Below are 16,922 nucleotides of genomic sequence, written 5' to 3'. Positions count from 1 at the left end.
CCTCGCCGGGGCTTACGGGTGCCCGCGGCGTGTCACTGGGCACGCCAGTCATGGCTGGAAGCGGTAGCCGATGCCAGGCTCGGTGATCAGATGACGCGGCCGGGTCGGGTCGGGTTCGAGCTTGCGGCGAAGACGACCTATGTACTCACGCAGGTAGTGGCTGCGTTCTTTGGGCGCGGGACCGCCGACGGGAGGCAGGAGATCGCGATAGGTCAGGAGCTTTTCCGGGTTGCGGACCAGGAGATCCAGCAGGTGCCATTCGGTCGGCGTGAGCCGGATCTCCCCGACGCCGCCACTATCGGGCTTCGGCGTCACGCGCCGCGCGTCCAGATCGATCAGATAGTCGCCGACGGCGACTACGGGCATTTCCGACGGTATCGCCGCGCGTCGCGCGACGGCGCGCAGCCGCGCGAGCAGTTCCTCGATCCGGAACGGCTTGGTGACGTAGTCGTCAGCTCCGGCGTCCAACGCGGCGATCTTGTCGGTGCCGCCCGCGCGCCCCGACAGCACCACGATCGGCGCGGTGGTCCAGCCGCGCAGGGCACAGATGACGTCGACGCCTTCGAGGTCGGGCAGTCCGAGGTCAAGGACGATGATGTCCGGTTCAGGCTCGGCGGCTGCCGCCAGCGCGGTGCGGCCGTCGGTGGCGGCGATGACCTGGTATCCGCGCGCTTCCAGAGTGATGCGCAGCGCGCGCAGCAGTCGGGGGTCGTCGTCGACCACGAGGACGCTGGTCATGGCTGTGCCTGCGCGGGCGGTCTCAGGGGTCGTGGCCACGGTCCGCTGGCAGCCGGCGGGAGACGGCGCGGCATCACAGGGTTTCCCCGGGCCGGTCGCGGGACGTAGCTGGCATCGCGGGCAGGGTGAGAACCATGGTGAGCCCCCCGCCGGGGGTGTCCTCCGGCGTCAGGCTTCCGTCCATCACCTCGATCAGGCCGCGGGACAGCGCGAGGCCGAGGCCGAGGCCGGTGGTGTTGTCGTGGTCGCCGAGCCGCTGGAACGGCGTGAAGATGCGTTCGCGGTCGGCGGCGGGAATGCCGGGGCCGGTGTCGATGACCCGTAGCGTCACCTGGTCGTCGCGGGCGCTGGCGGTGATGATCGGCGGCTGGCCGGCCGCGGCGTGGCGCAGGGCGTTCGCGGCAAGGTTCGCGATGACGCGGGCGAACAGCGCCGGGTCGACGTTCACCTCGGGCAGCAGGTCCGGGACGTCGACGCGGACCGTCGCGCCGGGCGGGCCGAGCAGGTCGAGCGCCAGCGGCACCAGCTCGTCGAGCCCGGACGGCCGCCGCGACATCTGCAGCGCGCCCGCCTGCAGTCGGCTCACGTCCAGCAGGTTCTCCGCTAGCCGCGCAAGCTGGTCCAATGACTCCTCGGCGGTCGCGAGCAGCTCCGCCTGCTCCTCCTCGGTCCAGATGACGTCGTTCGACCGCAGCCCGGAGATGGCTGCTTTCGCGGCGGCCAGCGGAGTGCGCAGGTCGTGGCTGACCGCGGTGAGCAGCGCGGTGCGGGTGCGGTCGGTGGCCGCGGCGGCGGCGGCCTCCGCCGCCTTCGTCTCCAGCCTGCGGTGTTCGAGTGCGACGGCGGCCTGTGCGGCGAAGGCCGCCAGCACGCTTCGGTCGGAGGCGGCAAGGACCCTGCCGCGCAGCGCCAGGGTCAGGTCCCCGCTGATCGGCACGACGGTGTCGGCGTCGTCGGGATCCAGGCACGGCGGGAATCCGCTGAATCCGACCAGTGCCCAGGTGTCGCGGGAGGGGGCGACGCCGGTCGCACCGCGTTCGAGGAGGGTCACGGACTCGACGGCGAAGCTCTCCCGGACGCGCTCGAGCAGGGCTGGCAGCGCCACCTGGCCGGCGATGAGGCTTCCGGACAGCGTCGTTAGCATCGCCGCCTCGGCTCGGGCGCGGGCAGCCTCGCCGACGTAGCGGGCGCAGGCCTCCGCGACGCCACTGACGGTCAGCGCGAAGACGAGGAAGACGGTGAGCGCGACGACGTTGACCGGGCTGCGGACGAACAGCGAATGCACGGGCGGGGTGAAGAACCAGTCGGCGAGCAGGCCCGCGCCCACCGCGGTGACCACAGCCGGGTAGAGGCCGCCGACGAGCGCGACGGCGAGGATGACCAGCTGGTAGAGCAGCAGGTCGCTGGCCAGGCCCAGGCCGCCGGAGCCCTGGGTCAGGGCCGCGGTCAGCGCCGGCAGGCCGATGAGCGCGAGCCCGGCTCCGCAGAGCCTGCGGCGCAGGGTCACGTGCCCGCCGAGCTCGGGTAGCCGGCGGCCCTTCCCGGCCGCCGGGTGGGTGACCAGGTGGACATCGAGGTCGCCGGCGCGGCGGGCGACCTCGGCGGCCACCCCACGGCCACCGAAGACCGTGCCCAGCCAGGTGCGCCGGCTGACGCCCAGGACAAGCTGGCTGGCGTTCACGCCGCGGGCGAAGTCGAGCAGCGCGTCGGCGATCCGGTGCCCGACCACCTGGTGGTAGCTGCCGCCGAGGCTTTCCACCAGCTCACGTTGGCGCTGCAGGGCCGCCGGGTTGACGGGCAGGAGCCCGTCGCTACGGGTGACGTGGACAGCGAGCAGGTCGCCGCCGGCGACCCGTCCGGCAATGCGGGCGCCGCGCCGGATCAGGGTGTCGCCTTCCGGCCCGCCGGTCAGCGCGACCACGACTCGCTCCCGGGCCTCCCATCGGCGGGCGATGCCGTGCTCGGCGCGGTAGTCATCGAGCTGCTCGTCGACCTTGCCGGCCAGCCACAGCAGCGCCAGTTCACGCAACGCCGTGAGGTTGCCGACCCGGAAGTAGCTGCCCAACGCCGCCCCAACGGCGGTCGGCGGGTAGATGTTGCCGTGTGCCAACCGCCGCCGCAGCGCCTCCGGCGCCATGTCCACCAGCTCGATCTGGTCAGCACGCCGCACGACCTCGTCGGGAATGGTCTCCTGCTGAGCGACACCGGTCACCGCGACCACGACGTCGTTGAGCGACTCCAGATGCTGGATGTTGACGGTCGACAGCACATCGATCCCGGCGGCGAGCAGGTCCTCCACGTCCTGCCAGCGCTTGGCGTGCCGGCTGCCCGGGACGTTGGTGTGGGCCAGCTCGTCGACGAGCGCGACCGCGGGGCGGCGGGCCAGGATCGCGCCGAGGTCCATCTCCTCGAACGTCGCCCCCCGGTAGGTCCCCGGCCGGCGTGGGATCGTCTCCAGACCGGCGAGCAACTCGGCGGTCTGCGGCCGGCCGTGTGTCTCGACGAGACCGACGACGACGTCGGTGCCTCGTTCCAGGCGACGGCGGGCTTCCGCGAGCATCGCGTAGGTCTTGCCCACCCCGGGCGCCGCCCCGAGATAGACCCGCAACCGGCCTCGGGTCACGTCAGGCCCCCCGCGAGCGGGCCGAGCGCGGAAAGGTAAGCACGCTGCCGCCGTCGGTCATCCAGCGCTGGTCGGCACGAGGATCTACCCGCGTCGCCCGGTAGCGGCCGGCCTCGACGCGCCGGTGGCGGCGGCTGGTAAACGTCCGGGCCCGGTGGCTGCGGAGCGGCCCGCGGACAGCCGCGACACAGACGAACACGGCGGCCCGCCAGCGGCCAGGCGCTCATGGGCAAGCCCCCAGGCCCGGCGTGGTATCTCGATGGCCCGTCATATGTGGCTCCAGGTCGGCGGCGCGGCGGTCGGACGTAGTCAGGCAGGGGGCAGGGCGGGCCCTGGGTGGCCGCGCCCGCGGGGACGGGGTGTCGTCCCGTCCCCGCGAGCTCCGCCGTTCGAGACGCACGCGGGCCCGCCCGGCGGCACGCCCCGCAGGGGGCGCGTCCTTCGGCCGTGCTGGCCGCCCTAGCTGGCGGCCTTGTCGAGGGCCAGGTTCAGGTCGAGGACGTTCACCGTGGGTTCGCCCATGAAGCCCAGTGCGCGGCCGTTGATGTGTTCCTTTACCAGGTGGTGGAGGGTGGTTGGGTCGAGGCCGCGGGCCTTGGCGACCCTGTTTACCTGCAGGTAGGCGTAGGTGGGTGAGATGTCGGGGTCGAGGCCGCTGGCGGAGGCGGTGACGGCGTCGGGTGGGACGGGGTTGTCGGTGCCTTTGCCGGGGCCTTTGATCGGGACGAGGATGCCGGCGGTGTAGTCCGCGCCGAACGTCGCGCACTCGACCTTGACGCCTTGGTAGGTCGCGACGAAGGGCGTCGTCGGGCACTGCTCGTTGATGCTGACGACCCGGGTGATGGTCCCGGTGGTGCCGGCGGTCCGGAACACCGAGAGGACGGCGCCGACGCCGCCCGCGGTGCAGTAGGGGCGGCGTCCGTTGACGCCTTCGAGGTCGCCGACGGCTTTGCTGCGGGCGCAGACCTGGGTCAGCAGGCTCTGCTTGGACTCGTCGGTGTCCTTGGTGGCGGGGTCGTCGAGGGTGTCGACCATGCTCTCGGGGCCGAGGTTGGACGCGGATGTCGAGGTGGGGTCGTAGCCGGCGCCGGCCGCCGACGGGCGGGGCTGGAAGTACTTGGCGATCGGGTTGCCGTCGGAGTCGGTGAACAGCTGTCCGAGCTTGGACGAGCCGACCACCTGGCCGGCGGTGTTGGTGACGAGCGAGCCGTTGGCCTTGTCGCGCAGGCCGGGGAGCTGCGCGATCCCGGTGATGGCCAGCGGGTAGGCGATGCCGGTCAGGACGGTCAGGACGGTCAGGACGCGCAGTGCGGCGAGGTGCTGTCGGACGAACGAGGGCAGTCGGCTTGCGGCCATGTCACCGCGCTCCTGGGATGAACTGGATGACGAGGTCGATGAGTTTGATCCCGATGAAGGGGATGACCAGGCCGCCGAGGCCGTAGCGGTAGAGGTTGCGGCTGAGCATCTTCGACGCGCTGGATGGGGTGTAGCGCACGCCGCGCAGCGCCAGCGGGATCAGCGCGATGATGATCAGGGCGTTGAAGATGACGGCGGACAGGATCGCCGACTGCGGGCTGTGCAGCCGCATGATGTTGAGCGTGTCCAGGCCCGGGTAGATCGCGGCGAACATCGCCGGGATGATCGCGAAGTACTTCGCGACGTCGTTCGCGATCGAGAACGTCGTCAGTGCCCCGCGGGTGATGAGCAGCTGCTTGCCGATCTCGACGATCTCGATGAGCTTCGTCGGGTTCGAGTCGAGGTCGACCATGTTCCCGGCCTCCTTCGCGGCCGACGTGCCGGTGTTCATCGCGACCCCGACGTCGGCCTGGGCGAGCGCGGGGGCGTCGTTGGTGCCGTCGCCGGTCATCGCGACGAGCTTCCCGCCGGCCTGCTCCCGTTTGATCAGGGCCATCTTGTCCTCGGGCGTGGCCTCGGCGAGGAAGTCATCCACGCCGGCCTCGTCCGCGATGGCCTTCGCGGTCAACGGGTTGTCCCCGGTGATCATCACGGTGCGGATGCCCATCCGGCGCATCTCCTCGAACCGCTCCCGCATGCCCTGCTTGACGACGTCCTTGAGCTGGACGACGCCCAGCACGCGGGCGGTCCCGCTGGTGGCTTCGGCGACGAGCAGCGGGGTGCCACCCGCGGCGGAGATGCCGTCGACGATCTCCCCGGTCTGCGCCGGCACGATGCCGCCCTGCTCGCGGACCCAGGTGATCACGGCGGCGGCGGCGCCCTTGCGGACCTGACGGGCCGGGCCGGTGCCGTCGGCGGCGGCGTCGAGGTCGACGCCGGACATCCGGGTCTGCGCGGTGAACGGGACGAACGTCGCGTGCAGCAGCTCGCCCGGGCTGCGTTCGCGCAGGCCGTAGGCCGTCTTCGCGTGCACCACGATCGAGCGCCCCTCCGGCGTCTCGTCAGCGAGCGAGGACAGCTGCGCGGCACCGGCGAGGTCAGCCTCGGACGTGTCGCCGACCGGGAGGAACTCGCGTGCCTCCCGGTTCCCGATCGTGATCGTGCCGGTCTTGTCCAGCAGCAGCGTGTTCACGTCACCCGCGGCCTCGACCGCCCGCCCGGACATGGCCAGCACGTTGCGCTGCACCAGCCGGTCCATCCCCGCGATCCCGATCGCCGAGAGCAACGCTCCGATCGTCGTCGGGATCAGACACACGACCAGGGAGACCAGCACGATCCCCGTCACGCCGGCGCCGCCCAGCGCGCTGGTGTCGGGGACGCCCGGCAGCTGCGCCTTCGAGAAGATCGCCAACGGCTGCAACGTCGCGACGGCCAGCAGAAAGACCACCGTGAGGGCAGCCAGGAGAATGTTCAGCGCGATCTCGTTCGGCGTCTTCTGCCGGTTCGCACCCTCGACCAGAGCGATCATCCGGTCGATGAAGCTCTCCCCCGGCTTCTGCGTGATCCGCACGACGATCCGGTCCGACAGCACCCGCGTCCCCCCGGTCACCGCGCTACGGTCACCACCCGACTCCCGGATCACCGGAGCCGACTCGCCCGTGATCGCCGACTCGTCGACACTCGCGATCCCCTCGATGACGTCACCGTCACCGGGGATGAACTGACCGGCCTCGACCACGACGACGTCACCCAGGCGCAGCCGCGGCGCCGGGACCTCCTCGACCCGGCCGTCCTCAAGGCGCCGCAGGGCGAGGGTGTCGGTCTTCGTGCGGCGCAGCGCGTCCGCCTGCGCCTTCCCGCGGCCCTCGGCGACAGCCTCGGCCAGGTTCGCGAACAGCACCGTCAGCCACAGCCAGACCACGATCAGCCAGCTGAACGCCGAACTGTGCAGGGCGGCGAGGACGGTCGTGTAGACCGCGCCGACCTCGACGATGAACATCACCGGGTTACGCCACAGCGTCCGCGGGTCCAGCTTGCGCAACGCCCCGGGCAGCGCCTTCCACAGCATCACCGGGTCGAGCAGGCCCCCCTGAACCCGCCGGGGCGCCGACGGCGGGTTCGGCGCGGTGGGCGTACCCACCACCGTGGTCGTGGACATCAATGCAGTCCCTCCGCGAGGGGCCCGAGCGCAAGCGCCGGGAAATAGGTGAGAGCAACGACAATCAACGTGACAGCGACCAGCATCCCCACGAACTGCGGCCGGGCCGTCGGCAGCGTCCCCGCGTTCTCGGGCACCGGCTGCTGCGCGGCGAACGAACCCGCGAGCGCCAGGACAAGAATCATCGGCAGGAACCGGCCGAACGCCATCGCGAGGCCGAGCGCCGTGTTGTACCAGTCGGTATTCACCGTGATGCCCGCGAACGCCGACCCGTTGTTGTTACCAGCTGACGTGAACGCATAGAGCACCTCCGACAGGCCATGCGCACCGGAGTTCAGCATCCCGGCCCGTTCACCGGGCAAAGCCATCGCCACACCCGTCCCGACCAGCACGATGAACGGGGTCGTGAGCAGATACAACGACGCGATCTTGATCTCCCGGCTACCTATCTTCTTACCGAGGTACTCCGGCGTCCGCCCGATCATCAGCCCAGCGACGAACACCGTGATCACCGCGAGTACCAGCATGCCGTAGAGACCCGAACCAGTACCACCCGGCGCGACCTCCCCGAGCATCATGTTGAACAGCAGCGTCGCGCCGCCCAGGCTCGTATAGGAATCATGGAACGAGTCGACCGCACCCGTCGACGTCAACGTCGTCCCAGTCGCGAAGACCGCCGAGTCCGGCACACCGAACCGGGTCTCCGTACCCTCCGCTGCCGACCCGGCCGCCGTCGGGACCGTGCCATGGTGGATCGCCTGGAAACCCTCGTTGATCCCGAGGCTGCCCAACGCGAGGACCGCCATCACGGCCACGATCGCGAGGCCCTGCCGGGTGTTGCCGACCATCTTGCCGAACGCGCGCGGCAACGAGAAGCCGATCGCCAGCAGCAGGTAGATCTCGATCCAGTTCGTCCACGAGCTAGGATTCTCGAACGGATGCGCCGAGTTGACGTTGTAGAACCCACCGCCGTTGGTCCCGAACTCCTTGATGGCTTCCTGGCTGGCCACCGGCCCGCCGGTGATCGCCTGTGAGCCGCCCGCCAACGTCCCAACAGTCCGGGTGCCGTGCAGGTTCTGGACCGCACCACCCGCGACCAGCACGACCGCCATGACCGCACAGACAGGCAGGAGGATCCGCACCACCGTACGGACCAGGTCCACCCAGAAGTTGCCCAACTGGTCGGTCTTCTTCCGAGAAAAACCACGGACCAGCGCGATCGCCACCGCAATGCCCACCGCAGCCGACGCGAAGTTCTGCACCGCCAGGCCAGCCATCTGAACCGTGTGGCCCATCATCGACTCGCCCGAGTACGCCTGCCAGTTCGTGTTCGTGACGAAACTGACCGCCGTGTTCCACGCCAGCGCCGGCGGGACCCCCCTGAAACCCAACGCCAGCCACAGATGGCCCTGCACCCGCTGGAACAGGTACAGGAACAACACCGACACGACCGAGAACGCCAGCACACTGCGGGCATACGCCCCCCAGCGCTGCTCGGAGTCCGGATCCACCCCAACCACCCGGTAGATCCCACGCTCGACACGCAGGTGCCTGCCGCTGCTATACACCCACGCCATATAGTCGCCGAACGGCCGGTAGGTAAGCACAAGCGCCACCACCAGAACCGCAACGAAAAGAACACCCGCAGCGCCGGTACCCATCTAGAAACGCTCCGGGAACAACAGGGCGATAAACAGGAAAACAGCCAGACCGACAGCGAGAACAAGGCCGACAACGTTCTCCGCGCTCACAGCCTCTCCACCGCCCTGACGACCAGACCGAGTACCGCGAACACCGCGACGGTGAGCAGCACAAAAACCAGGTCACGCACCTCTGACGCCTGCCTTCCTAAAATCCTTCGCTACGACTGAGATACCCGACGGAAGACCGGCTGCCGCCGCATGGCGTCGGCTGGCGTCGCATGACTGCTCCCGGTTCCGCGCCTTTCACCTACCCGGCGGCCCACTCCCATGATCGGCCAGGACCGACGCTCGCGACCGCATGCCATGGACGATCAGCGTGTCGATCGGGCGGGATTCCCGCCCGCGGCCACCGCGGCCCTGCTTGCGCTCGAAAACGGCACGCCCCTCCGGATTTCGACCCGCCACGGCTTGCGCGCGGCAACGGCCAGTATCGGCGTGGTTGTCCGGCGCTGGCAGCGGCGTTGACGCCCTATTGACGCCGCTTCGGCGAAATTCAACGCGTCGCCTACAGGCTGCCCCGCGAGCACCGGGCGGGCAGTCGGCTGGACCACATTTGGTGCCTTCGTCCGCGCTGGGAGGGTGCCAGGATGGTGCCTCGAACGGCGAGCGGGTACCCCCCGGGTCCCTTGTGTGCCAGGCCACACAGGCAACCCTGGGCCGGGCCGACTCGGCACATGAGCTCAGAGAAACGTAGAAATTGGCCGCGACACCGTCACAGTCCCGTCAGAGCCACTGGCCACGGGCCTGGCCACGGGCATGAAGCGGGTCCGAGGGCGCCGGCCGGAAAGCCGGCGCAGCGGCTTGAGGAACGGGCGATGACGTTGGGTGAGTTGATACCGAGCCCGCGGACCCCGCTGCGGTCCACGCTCGCGCCCGGGGTGTGGCCCCAGGGCGCCGTGCTGGGCGCCGATGGCGAGTTCAACATCGGGGGCACGGCGAGATCCTCGCCCAGCCTGGGCTGCGGCTGGTGGGCCTGCACTGCCATATCGGCTCCCAGCTCACCCGGGTCGGAGCGCTCGAAGAGGCCGCGTGCCGCATGGTCGGCCTGCTCGCGACGGTCCGAGACGGGCACGGGGTCGTGCTCCCCCAGCTCAACATCGGTGGCGGGCACGCCGTGCGGTACGTGCTGGACGAGGACGATTTCGACCTCGTGGGCTTCGCCTGCCGGCTATCGGGAGCGCTCACCTACGAATGCGAGCGCCACCGGCTGCCGCCGCCCCGGCTGACCGTCGAGCCGGGCCGTGCTCTGGTCGCCTACGCCGGCGCCGCCCTCTACCGGGTCGTCTCGGTCAAACGGGCCCCGGGCGTCCGCACCTTCGTCGCCGTTGACGTCGGCATGAGCGACAACCCCCGGCCCGCGCTGGGTCAGCGCAGAGCTGCGTGCGGTGATCGACGAACCCACTGAGGGGCCGTGGGGGTGAAGATCGAGCGTGACGAGCTCAAGGACGTGGCGCTGCCCGAGTCGATGAAACGCTCGATGTCGAAACAGGCCGAGGCCGAACGGGAACGGCACTCGCGCAAGTATCGGGCCTATCCGCCGGGGCCTAGCCCGCCGGCGGCGCCGAGCCGCCCGTTCGCCATGACAGCCGCCGCGCCGATCAGCAGCATGCCGATGAACCCGATCGGAAGCACCACGGCCGCGTCAACCAGGTGACCGCCACCACACCGCCGGCTCATTGCGACCAGTTGACGCGGCCTCGGGCCGCATGGCCTGGAGTGTTGACGAAATTTTTGCGGCCGGCATCGTTTTTTTGACGTCGCCTTGACGCCTCTGGTGTCCGCGGGCCCCTACCGTCAACGCCGTGTCTGAGCCGGCTGCTGCCCTGCCCCTTCCGACCTCCGCGACGATCCGCTGATGACGACACCGAGCATCGTCAAACGGCTGCTGGTCGGCCGGGCGCTGCGAAGCCAGCAGCTCCAGGAGACCTTGCTACCGAAATGGCTGGCTCTGCCGGTCTTCGCCTCCGACCCGATCTCCTCGGTGGCCTACGCCACCGAGGAGATCGTCCTCGTGCTGGCATCCGGCGGCGCGGCGTACCTGGCGTTCTCCAAGTGGGTCGCGGCGATCATCGCCGCGCTACTGGTGATCGTCATAGCGTCCTACCGGCAAACCTGCCGCGCCTACCCCAACGGTGGAGGCGCGTTCGCGGTCAGCCTGGACAACTTCGGCGAGAACGCGGCACTCGTGGCCGCGGCGGCGCTGCTCGTCGACTACGTGATGACCGTCGCCGTGTCCGTCGTCGCCGGCGTCATCGGCATCACCAGCGCGGCACCGAGCCTGCAACCGCACGCGGTCGCGCTCTCGGTCGGGTTCGTCGTCCTGCTCATGCTGGCCAACCTGCGCGGTCTGAAGGAGGCCGGGCGACTGTTCGCGATCCCCACCTACGCCTTCGTGTCCCTCACCTACCTGATGTTCGTCGTCGGGGCCGCGAAGGGGCTGACCGGGCATCTGAACGACGCAGCCACCGCCAGCCAGCAGATTCACCGCACCGCGCACGTCGGCGGCGCATTGACACTCGTGCTGCTCCTGCGCGCGTTCGCCTCCGGCTGCACGGCCCTCACGGGAGTGGAAGCCATCAGCAACGGCGTGCCCGCCTTCCGCCCACCCAAGGCCCGCAACGCCGCCAACACACTTGCGATCATGGGTGCGCTGTCCGTGAGCATGTTCGTCGGCATCACCATCCTCGCGTTGCACCTCAAAGCCCGAGCACAATCAAGCGGTAACCCGTCGGTCATCTCGCAGATCGCCGCCACGGTGTTCGGCGGCCACACAGCGCTGTTCTACCTCTACCAGGCGGCCACCGCGGGCATCCTCATTCTTGCCGCCAACACCGCGTTCAACGGCTTCCCGCTGCTGTCGTCGATCCTGGCCCAGAATGGCTACCTGCCACGCCAGATGCACAACCGCGGTGACAAACTCGTCTTCAGCAACGGCATTCTGCTCCTCGGCGCGTCCGCCATCGCGCTGATCATCGGTTACCACGCCAACGTCGACAGCCTGATCCACCTCTACATCATCGGTGTGTTCACCAGCTTCACACTCAGCCAGGCCGGGATGGTGCGCCACTGGAACCGCACCATCGCGGCGAGTCCGCGAGCACAGCGTCACCGGATGCACGTCGCCCGCGTCATCAACCTCGTCGGCGCCGCCGCGACCACGCTGGTCCTGCTCATCGTCATCTACACGAAAGTCACACAAGGTGCCTGGATCGCCATCCTGGCGATGATCTTCATCTTTGTGCTGATGAAATTGATCAGTCGGCACTACGCGGCCATCGCGGCGGAACTCACCATCACCGAATCCGAGAAGCCGGCGCTGCCCCCACGTAACCACGCTCTCGTGCTGGTCTCTCGCCTACACCTGCCGACAATGCGTGCGATCTCCTACGCGAAAGCCACCCGCCCCAGCAGCCTCACAGCGGTCACCGTTCAGATCGATCAGGCCGAGACCGCTCGACTGGCCGAGGAGTGGGACCGCCACGTCCCAGACATCCCGCTCGTCACCCTCGACTCGCCCTACCGCGAGACCACCCGACCAGTGCTGAAGTACCTCCGCGGCCTGCATCGCGAAAGCCCGCGAGACGTCATCACCGTCTTCCTACCCGAATACGTCGTCGGGCACTGGTGGGAGCAGCTCCTGCACAACCAAAGCGCGCTACGACTCAAAGCCCGGCTACTCTTCGAGGACGGCGTCATGGTCACCAGCGTGCCCTGGCAGCTTCGGTCCAGCAGCCGTCTACACCCGGTCGACCCCCACGCGACCCGACGGCGCTCGCCCATCCGACTCCGCCGCCCAGGCCGTCGCTGATCAATTCCCGCCATCGACCAGCCCGTCCGGACACCTGTCAGCGACACCAGCCCGCGCGCCTTTGCGTCCGCGACCATCGCCGCCGCGGCGGCCTGCTCCGGCGACAGCTGCCACCTCTGATCACGATCAGTCTTCCGACGGCTCATATCACCCGATGTCATCACTCACTGTGCCCATCCCGCCGGACCCTCGGCCTGGCGTGTCGGGCCGGAAACACCGATCTTGAAGCAGGCCCCGCCGACGGGAACGGACAGGCGCATACGTCAACAAGGTTGGCGATCAATCGCCGCCGTCTTCGACGGCCGTCAGGCCCGCCGAAGACTGGCTGACCTGGCCGCTCTGGCTGTCGAGCGTCCCACCCGTATCGGTGCGGAGTGCAGCGCGGCGCCGAGCTTGTGTTCCTTGATGCAGGTCTCGATGTCGGCGCGGCCGCGGAACCACCACTCGACGGCGGCGATCACGTCGGGCGCGGCGGCGTGCGCGCTGTCCTGTTCTGGAAGATCTTGGGTGAGCGGCGCAACTTCTGGGCGGTCTGCTGGATCGGTGTGGGTGTGGAGAGAGTGCGGTCGACGTGACCGGTGCGGAGCATCGGGAGTTCGTCGCGTTCGTGCATCGGAGTTCGGCGGGTTTGCTGGGGGCGGCGTATCTGCTGACGGCTGACAGGCTCGTTGGGCTGCGCCGGGTCGACGTCGATCAGCCGCACATCGAAGTCCGCCACGGGCGTGCCGGCGAAGTCGGCCAGGATCGCGGGCAGCCAGTCAGATACCGAGGACTTCGCCATACGGCGATCGTCGCCAGTCTTCCTCGCGGGCTCAAGGAGTGCGCGGCGACCGAAGCAACAGACCGTCATCGCCGTCCGCCGGTCGTCGCTGTCCCGACCGTTGCGGCGCCACGCCCGTCAGGCAGCCTCGACGGCGCTCGCGGTGGGGGTGAGCGTCGCGGCGAGTGCGGCCATGGCGCCGGGCACCGGCCGGTAGTAGGCCCAGACGCCGCGCTTGTCGCGGCTGATCAGTCCTGCTTCGACGAGGACTTTCAGGTGGTGGCTGACGGTCGGCTGGGTGAGCCCGAGGGGCTCGGTGAGCTCGCAGGCACAGGCTTCACCACCGTCGCGGGCGTAGATCATCGACAGGAGTCGCAGCCGGGCGGGCACGGCGATCGCCTTGAGCACCGCGGCGAGCTGCTCGGCGTCGTCGGCCGAGAGTGGCGCGCGTGCCAACGGCGTGCAGCAGGCGGACAGCGCGCCGGCCAGCGCCGGCGCGCCGGAGACGCCTCCGCCGGGAGCGGGGGTCGGGAGTCCGGCGGATGGGGATGTCGTCGCCATGGGTCCAGCATGCACCAAAGAATTGACAGGCGTCTATCTCGTCGGCCATCATCGGTCCGTCAGGACATAGACCACGGTCGATGTGGCGATGGAGGTGCGGGATGACGCGGGTGCAGTTGGCGTTGAACGTCTCGGACGTGGACGCGGCAGTGGAGTTCTACGGGAAGCTGTTCGGTGTCGAGCCGGCGAAGCGCCGACCGGGGTATGCGAACTTCGCGCTCGAGACTCCGCCGTTGAAGCTGGTGCTGATCGAGAACCCGGACGTGCGGGGTGCTGGGGTCGCCGGGGCGCTGAACCATCTGGGTGTCGAGGTCGAGACGACCGACGAGGTGTCGGCGGCGGCCGGCCGGCTGGCCGCGCTCGGCCTGGCGACGGCGGTCCAGGAGAACACGGCCTGCTGTTACGCGGTGCAGGACAAGGTGTGGGTCGACGACCCGGACGGCGCGCCGTGGGAGGTCTACACCGTCCTGGCCGACAGCGACTCCGCCCGCCCAGGGTCGACTCCGTCCGCCGGCGAGCGGGTTGAGGCGCAGGAGCGGGCCGGTGTCTGCTGCACGCCAGCCGCAGAGGTGGCGGTCCCGGCGGGGGCGGTCAATCTGCTCGCGGGTGAGCCGGTCTCGGCCGGCCACTGCTGCTGACACCCGTGACTGACCTTCCGGGTGGCCGGCCGCCGTTGGTGCGGCGGCTGGCCGCCGAGGCGACCGGCGGCGCGCTGCTCGCGGCGCTGGTCGTCGGTTCCGGGATCGCCGCCCAGCAGCTCAGTCCCGGCCAGGCCGGGCTGGAACTGGTCGAGAACGCGGCGGCGACCGCCGCCGGCCTGTACGCGATCATCCTGATGGTCGGGCCGGTGTCCGGAGCGCACTTCAACCCGGTCGTCACCCTGGTCGACGCGGCATTCGGCGGGCTGCCGTGGCGCGACGCCGCCGCCTACCTGCCCGCCCAGGCCGCCGGTTGTATCGGTGGCGCGGTCCTGGCGAACCTGATGTTCGCCCGGCCGGCGGTGTCGATCTCCACTCACCACCGGGCGTCGGGTGCCCATCTGCTCGCGGAGGGGGTCGCGACCGCCGGCCTGATCCTGCTGATCTTCTCGCTGGTCCGGTCCGGCCGCGGCGAACGCGCCCCGGCGGCCGTCGGCGCCTACATCGGCGCGGCGTACTGGTTCACCAGCTCGACGAGCTTCGCGAACCCCGCGATCAGCGTCGGACGGATGTTCTCCAACTCGTTCGCCGGCATCGCGCCCGCGTCGGTACCGGCGTTCGTGGCCGCCCAGCTGGCCGGCGGCGCGGTCGGCCTGGGCCTGGTCCGCCTGCTCTACGGCTCCACCCCGGCCGGACCGGAGCAGGCTGCCGAGGTCCTGCTGCCCCATCCCGCCGCCCCTGTTGCCGCGCCGGTCAACGGCGCCGCTCCCACCCCTGTTCCGCGAGGTGCCTCATGACCAGCCCCGAACCTCCCACCGGCCTGGACGCCTTAACCGACCTCGACCCGACTGCCGCCCGGACGCTGCGCGCGATCACGCAGCGCCTGGCCCGCGAGTACGACACGGCCTTCGACCTGGCCGAGGTCGGGGACCTGCTCGCCGACTCCTACCGGCTGCTCGCCCGCACCGCGCGGGTCACCGCGTTCCTTCCGACGCTGGCCGAGCGGCTGACCCGGGAACGGCTCGAAGCGCTCGCCGCGACCCGGGGGCTGATCGCCAAGCGGGTACCGGAGGTGCTGTTCGTCTGCGTCCACAACGCCGGCCGCTCCCAGATGGCCGCGGCGCTGACCCGCCACTACGCCGGCACCGCGCTGCATATCCGCACCGGTGGCTCCGATCCCGGTTCCCAGATCCACCCCGAGGTCGTCGCCGCGATGAAGGACGCCGGCCTGTCGCTGGACGAGGAGTTCCCGAAGCCGCTGACCGACGACATCCTCGCCGCCGCCGACGTCGTGATCACCATGGGCTGCGGCGACACCTGCCCCTACATGCCCGGCAAGCGCTACGAGGACTGGGCGATCGAGGACCCCGCGACCGCGTCGGACGAGCAGGTCGCCGCGATCCGCGACGACATCGACCACCGCGTCCGCGCCCTCGTCGCCAGCCTGCTCCCCGACGTCGCGCTGCCCGCAGCACGCACCTCCTGACCTCACCTCACCCAGGCCAGCCCGGCCTCCCGCGGCCGGCCCGGCCTCCCGAACGGCCGGGCCGGCCGGCTTCTCCTCGCCCACGAAGGGACTCCTCTGTGTCCGACATCCCGTCGGTGCTGTTCGTCTGCGTGCACAACGCCGGCCGCTCCCAGATGGCCGCCGGTTTCCTGACCCACCTGGCCGCGGGCCGCGTCGAGGTCCGCTCCGCCGGGTCGATGCCGGCCGAGAAGGTCAACGCGGTCGCGGTCGCCGCGATGGCCGAGGTCGGTATCGACATCGCCGCCGAGACCCCGAAAGTCCTCACCGTGGATGCGGTCGAGTCCTCGACGGTGGTCGTCACGATGGGCTGCGGTGATGCCTGCCCGGTGTTCCCGGGTATCCGCTACGAGGACTGGAAACTCGACGACCCCGCCGGCCAGGGCCTCGACGCCGTCCGCCCGATCCGCGACGCGATCCGCACCCGCGTCGAGAAACTCCTCGGCGAGCTCCTCCCCGCCGCCTGACCACCGTCCCAGCACCAATCTCCTGCCCCGCAGGCAGCACCGCGCGGGCAGACCGGATCCCACTCCAGACTGTTCCTGGTCGTTCTGAGCACCTGGGCACAGAACAGGCCGGGTCAGACGCCTGGACGCGGGTCGTCCTTGCCGCTGCGCCAGGCGTCTTCGGCCGGGCTCGGTGTGAGCCCGGCCGTCTTCGACGCGTGCCCGCCGCACTCGCCCGACCACCCGGCGGACCAGCGCGGCGCCTCCGGGCGCGGGCCGCGCCGGCCGGGCTCACACCGAGGCGGCGAGGTCAGGCCGCGAGCGTGCGCTCGAGGCCGAGCGGGTCAGCGAGGTAGAGCGAGCCCGCTCCCGCCGAGGCGTCGTCCGGCCAGATCACCGTCTGCCCGGCGATGAGCCCGGCGACGATCCGTTCCGCGACGGTCTCGGGCGCGGCCTTGTCTGCCTCGGCCCCCGCCAGCATGTCGGTGTCGATGCCGCCGGGGTAGGCACCGACGACCTCGACGCCCTTGTAGCGGGCCGCGCCGACGAGCCCGCGGCGCTGCGCAGGCAGGTGGCCGTCACCTACCGCACGATGATCCACCCGAG

At 70.2% G+C, this 16,922-nt stretch carries 16 protein-coding genes; 7 read left to right on the top strand and 9 right to left on the bottom strand.

Translation table 11 applies throughout. From position 1 onward, the window contains the following. Positions 1–48: 48 nt before the first annotated feature. From FRADC12_RS16245 to kdpF, 6 genes are all read right to left on the bottom strand, one after another. Positions 49–738: a response regulator gene (locus tag FRADC12_RS16245; protein ID WP_045877282.1), complete on the bottom strand. Its 690-nt coding sequence runs from the start codon at positions 736–738 to the stop codon at positions 49–51. 73 nt (positions 739–811) lie between these two features. Next, on the bottom strand, positions 812–3,361 hold the full coding sequence (locus tag FRADC12_RS16240; RefSeq protein ID WP_045877281.1) for an ATP-binding protein: 2,550 nt from the start codon (positions 3,359–3,361) through the stop codon (positions 812–814). Positions 3,362–3,820: 459 nt separating this feature from the next. Continuing rightward, complete coding sequence (locus FRADC12_RS16230) at positions 3,821–4,717, bottom strand: potassium-transporting ATPase subunit C (protein WP_045877279.1); 897 nt, start codon at positions 4,715–4,717, stop codon at positions 3,821–3,823. Between the two features lies 1 nt (position 4,718). After that, positions 4,719–6,875, bottom strand: a complete 2,157-nt coding sequence (gene kdpB / locus FRADC12_RS16225) for a potassium-transporting ATPase subunit KdpB (RefSeq protein ID WP_045877278.1) — start codon at positions 6,873–6,875, stop codon at positions 4,719–4,721. Next, positions 6,875–8,536, bottom strand: coding sequence for a potassium-transporting ATPase subunit KdpA (kdpA, locus tag FRADC12_RS16220; RefSeq protein WP_045877277.1), 1,662 nt, complete (start codon positions 8,534–8,536; stop codon positions 6,875–6,877). Before kdpA ends, kdpB begins: the two co-directional genes overlap by 1 nt. Then, positions 8,537–8,626, bottom strand: a complete 90-nt coding sequence (gene kdpF, locus FRADC12_RS29970; RefSeq protein ID WP_084010854.1) for a K(+)-transporting ATPase subunit F — start codon at positions 8,624–8,626, stop codon at positions 8,537–8,539. 832 nt (positions 8,627–9,458) lie between these two features. Between kdpF and FRADC12_RS16215 the strand changes: the two genes are divergently transcribed. The 3 genes from FRADC12_RS16215 to FRADC12_RS16210 all read left to right on the top strand — a co-directional run bounded on the left by FRADC12_RS16215 (position 9,459) and on the right by FRADC12_RS16210 (position 12,386). Next, the gene (locus tag FRADC12_RS16215) at positions 9,459–9,983 is read left to right on the top strand and encodes a type III PLP-dependent enzyme domain-containing protein (RefSeq protein WP_084010852.1); all 525 of its coding nucleotides are present in this window, start codon (positions 9,459–9,461) and stop codon (positions 9,981–9,983) included. Between the two features lie 12 nt (positions 9,984–9,995). Beyond that, positions 9,996–10,232 carry a hypothetical protein gene (locus FRADC12_RS34955; protein WP_052710952.1) on the top strand — a complete coding sequence of 79 codons (237 nt, stop codon included), beginning with the start codon at positions 9,996–9,998 and terminating at the stop codon, positions 10,230–10,232. Positions 10,233–10,433: 201 nt separating this feature from the next. After that, complete coding sequence (locus FRADC12_RS16210; protein ID WP_045877276.1) at positions 10,434–12,386, top strand: APC family permease; 1,953 nt, start codon at positions 10,434–10,436, stop codon at positions 12,384–12,386. Positions 12,387–12,843: 457 nt separating this feature from the next. On the opposite strand, the gene FRADC12_RS16205 is transcribed toward FRADC12_RS16210, so the two are convergent. Further along, entirely contained in the window at positions 12,844–13,167 is a 324-nt protein-coding gene (locus tag FRADC12_RS16205; protein WP_045877275.1) for a hypothetical protein, read from the bottom strand. 117 nt (positions 13,168–13,284) lie between these two features. After that, positions 13,285–13,707 (bottom strand): ArsR/SmtB family transcription factor, encoded by a 423-nt coding sequence (locus FRADC12_RS16200; protein WP_045877274.1) that lies wholly within the window; start codon positions 13,705–13,707, stop codon positions 13,285–13,287. A 101-nt stretch (positions 13,708–13,808) separates the two neighbouring features. Here FRADC12_RS16200 and FRADC12_RS16195 point away from each other — a divergent pair, with 101 nt between their 5' ends. The 4 genes from FRADC12_RS16195 to FRADC12_RS16180 all read left to right on the top strand — a co-directional run bounded on the left by FRADC12_RS16195 (position 13,809) and on the right by FRADC12_RS16180 (position 16,337). Beyond that, entirely contained in the window at positions 13,809–14,345 is a 537-nt protein-coding gene (locus tag FRADC12_RS16195; protein ID WP_045877273.1) for an ArsI/CadI family heavy metal resistance metalloenzyme, read from the top strand. Positions 14,346–14,350: 5 nt separating this feature from the next. After that, the gene (locus FRADC12_RS16190) at positions 14,351–15,142 is read left to right on the top strand and encodes an aquaporin (protein ID WP_045877272.1); all 792 of its coding nucleotides are present in this window, start codon (positions 14,351–14,353) and stop codon (positions 15,140–15,142) included. After that, complete coding sequence (locus tag FRADC12_RS33845) at positions 15,139–15,831, top strand: arsenate reductase ArsC (protein WP_084010848.1); 693 nt, start codon at positions 15,139–15,141, stop codon at positions 15,829–15,831. The genes FRADC12_RS16190 and FRADC12_RS33845 overlap by 4 nt, the downstream gene beginning before the upstream one ends. 98 nt (positions 15,832–15,929) lie before the next feature. Continuing rightward, the gene (locus FRADC12_RS16180; protein WP_045877271.1) at positions 15,930–16,337 is read left to right on the top strand and encodes an arsenate reductase/protein-tyrosine-phosphatase family protein; all 408 of its coding nucleotides are present in this window, start codon (positions 15,930–15,932) and stop codon (positions 16,335–16,337) included. A 289-nt stretch (positions 16,338–16,626) separates the two neighbouring features. On the opposite strand, the gene FRADC12_RS16175 is transcribed toward FRADC12_RS16180, so the two are convergent. Continuing rightward, positions 16,627–16,917, bottom strand: a complete 291-nt coding sequence (locus tag FRADC12_RS16175; protein WP_045877270.1) for a Rossmann-fold NAD(P)-binding domain-containing protein — start codon at positions 16,915–16,917, stop codon at positions 16,627–16,629. Between the last annotated feature and the right edge of the window lie 5 nt (positions 16,918–16,922).

Source organism: Pseudofrankia sp. DC12, from assembly GCF_000966285.1.
Classification (GTDB): domain Bacteria; phylum Actinomycetota; class Actinomycetes; order Frankiales; family Frankiaceae; genus Pseudofrankia.
The sequence above is the reverse complement of the archived record's forward strand: the minus strand, read 5'-3'. Positions and strand labels throughout refer to the sequence as shown.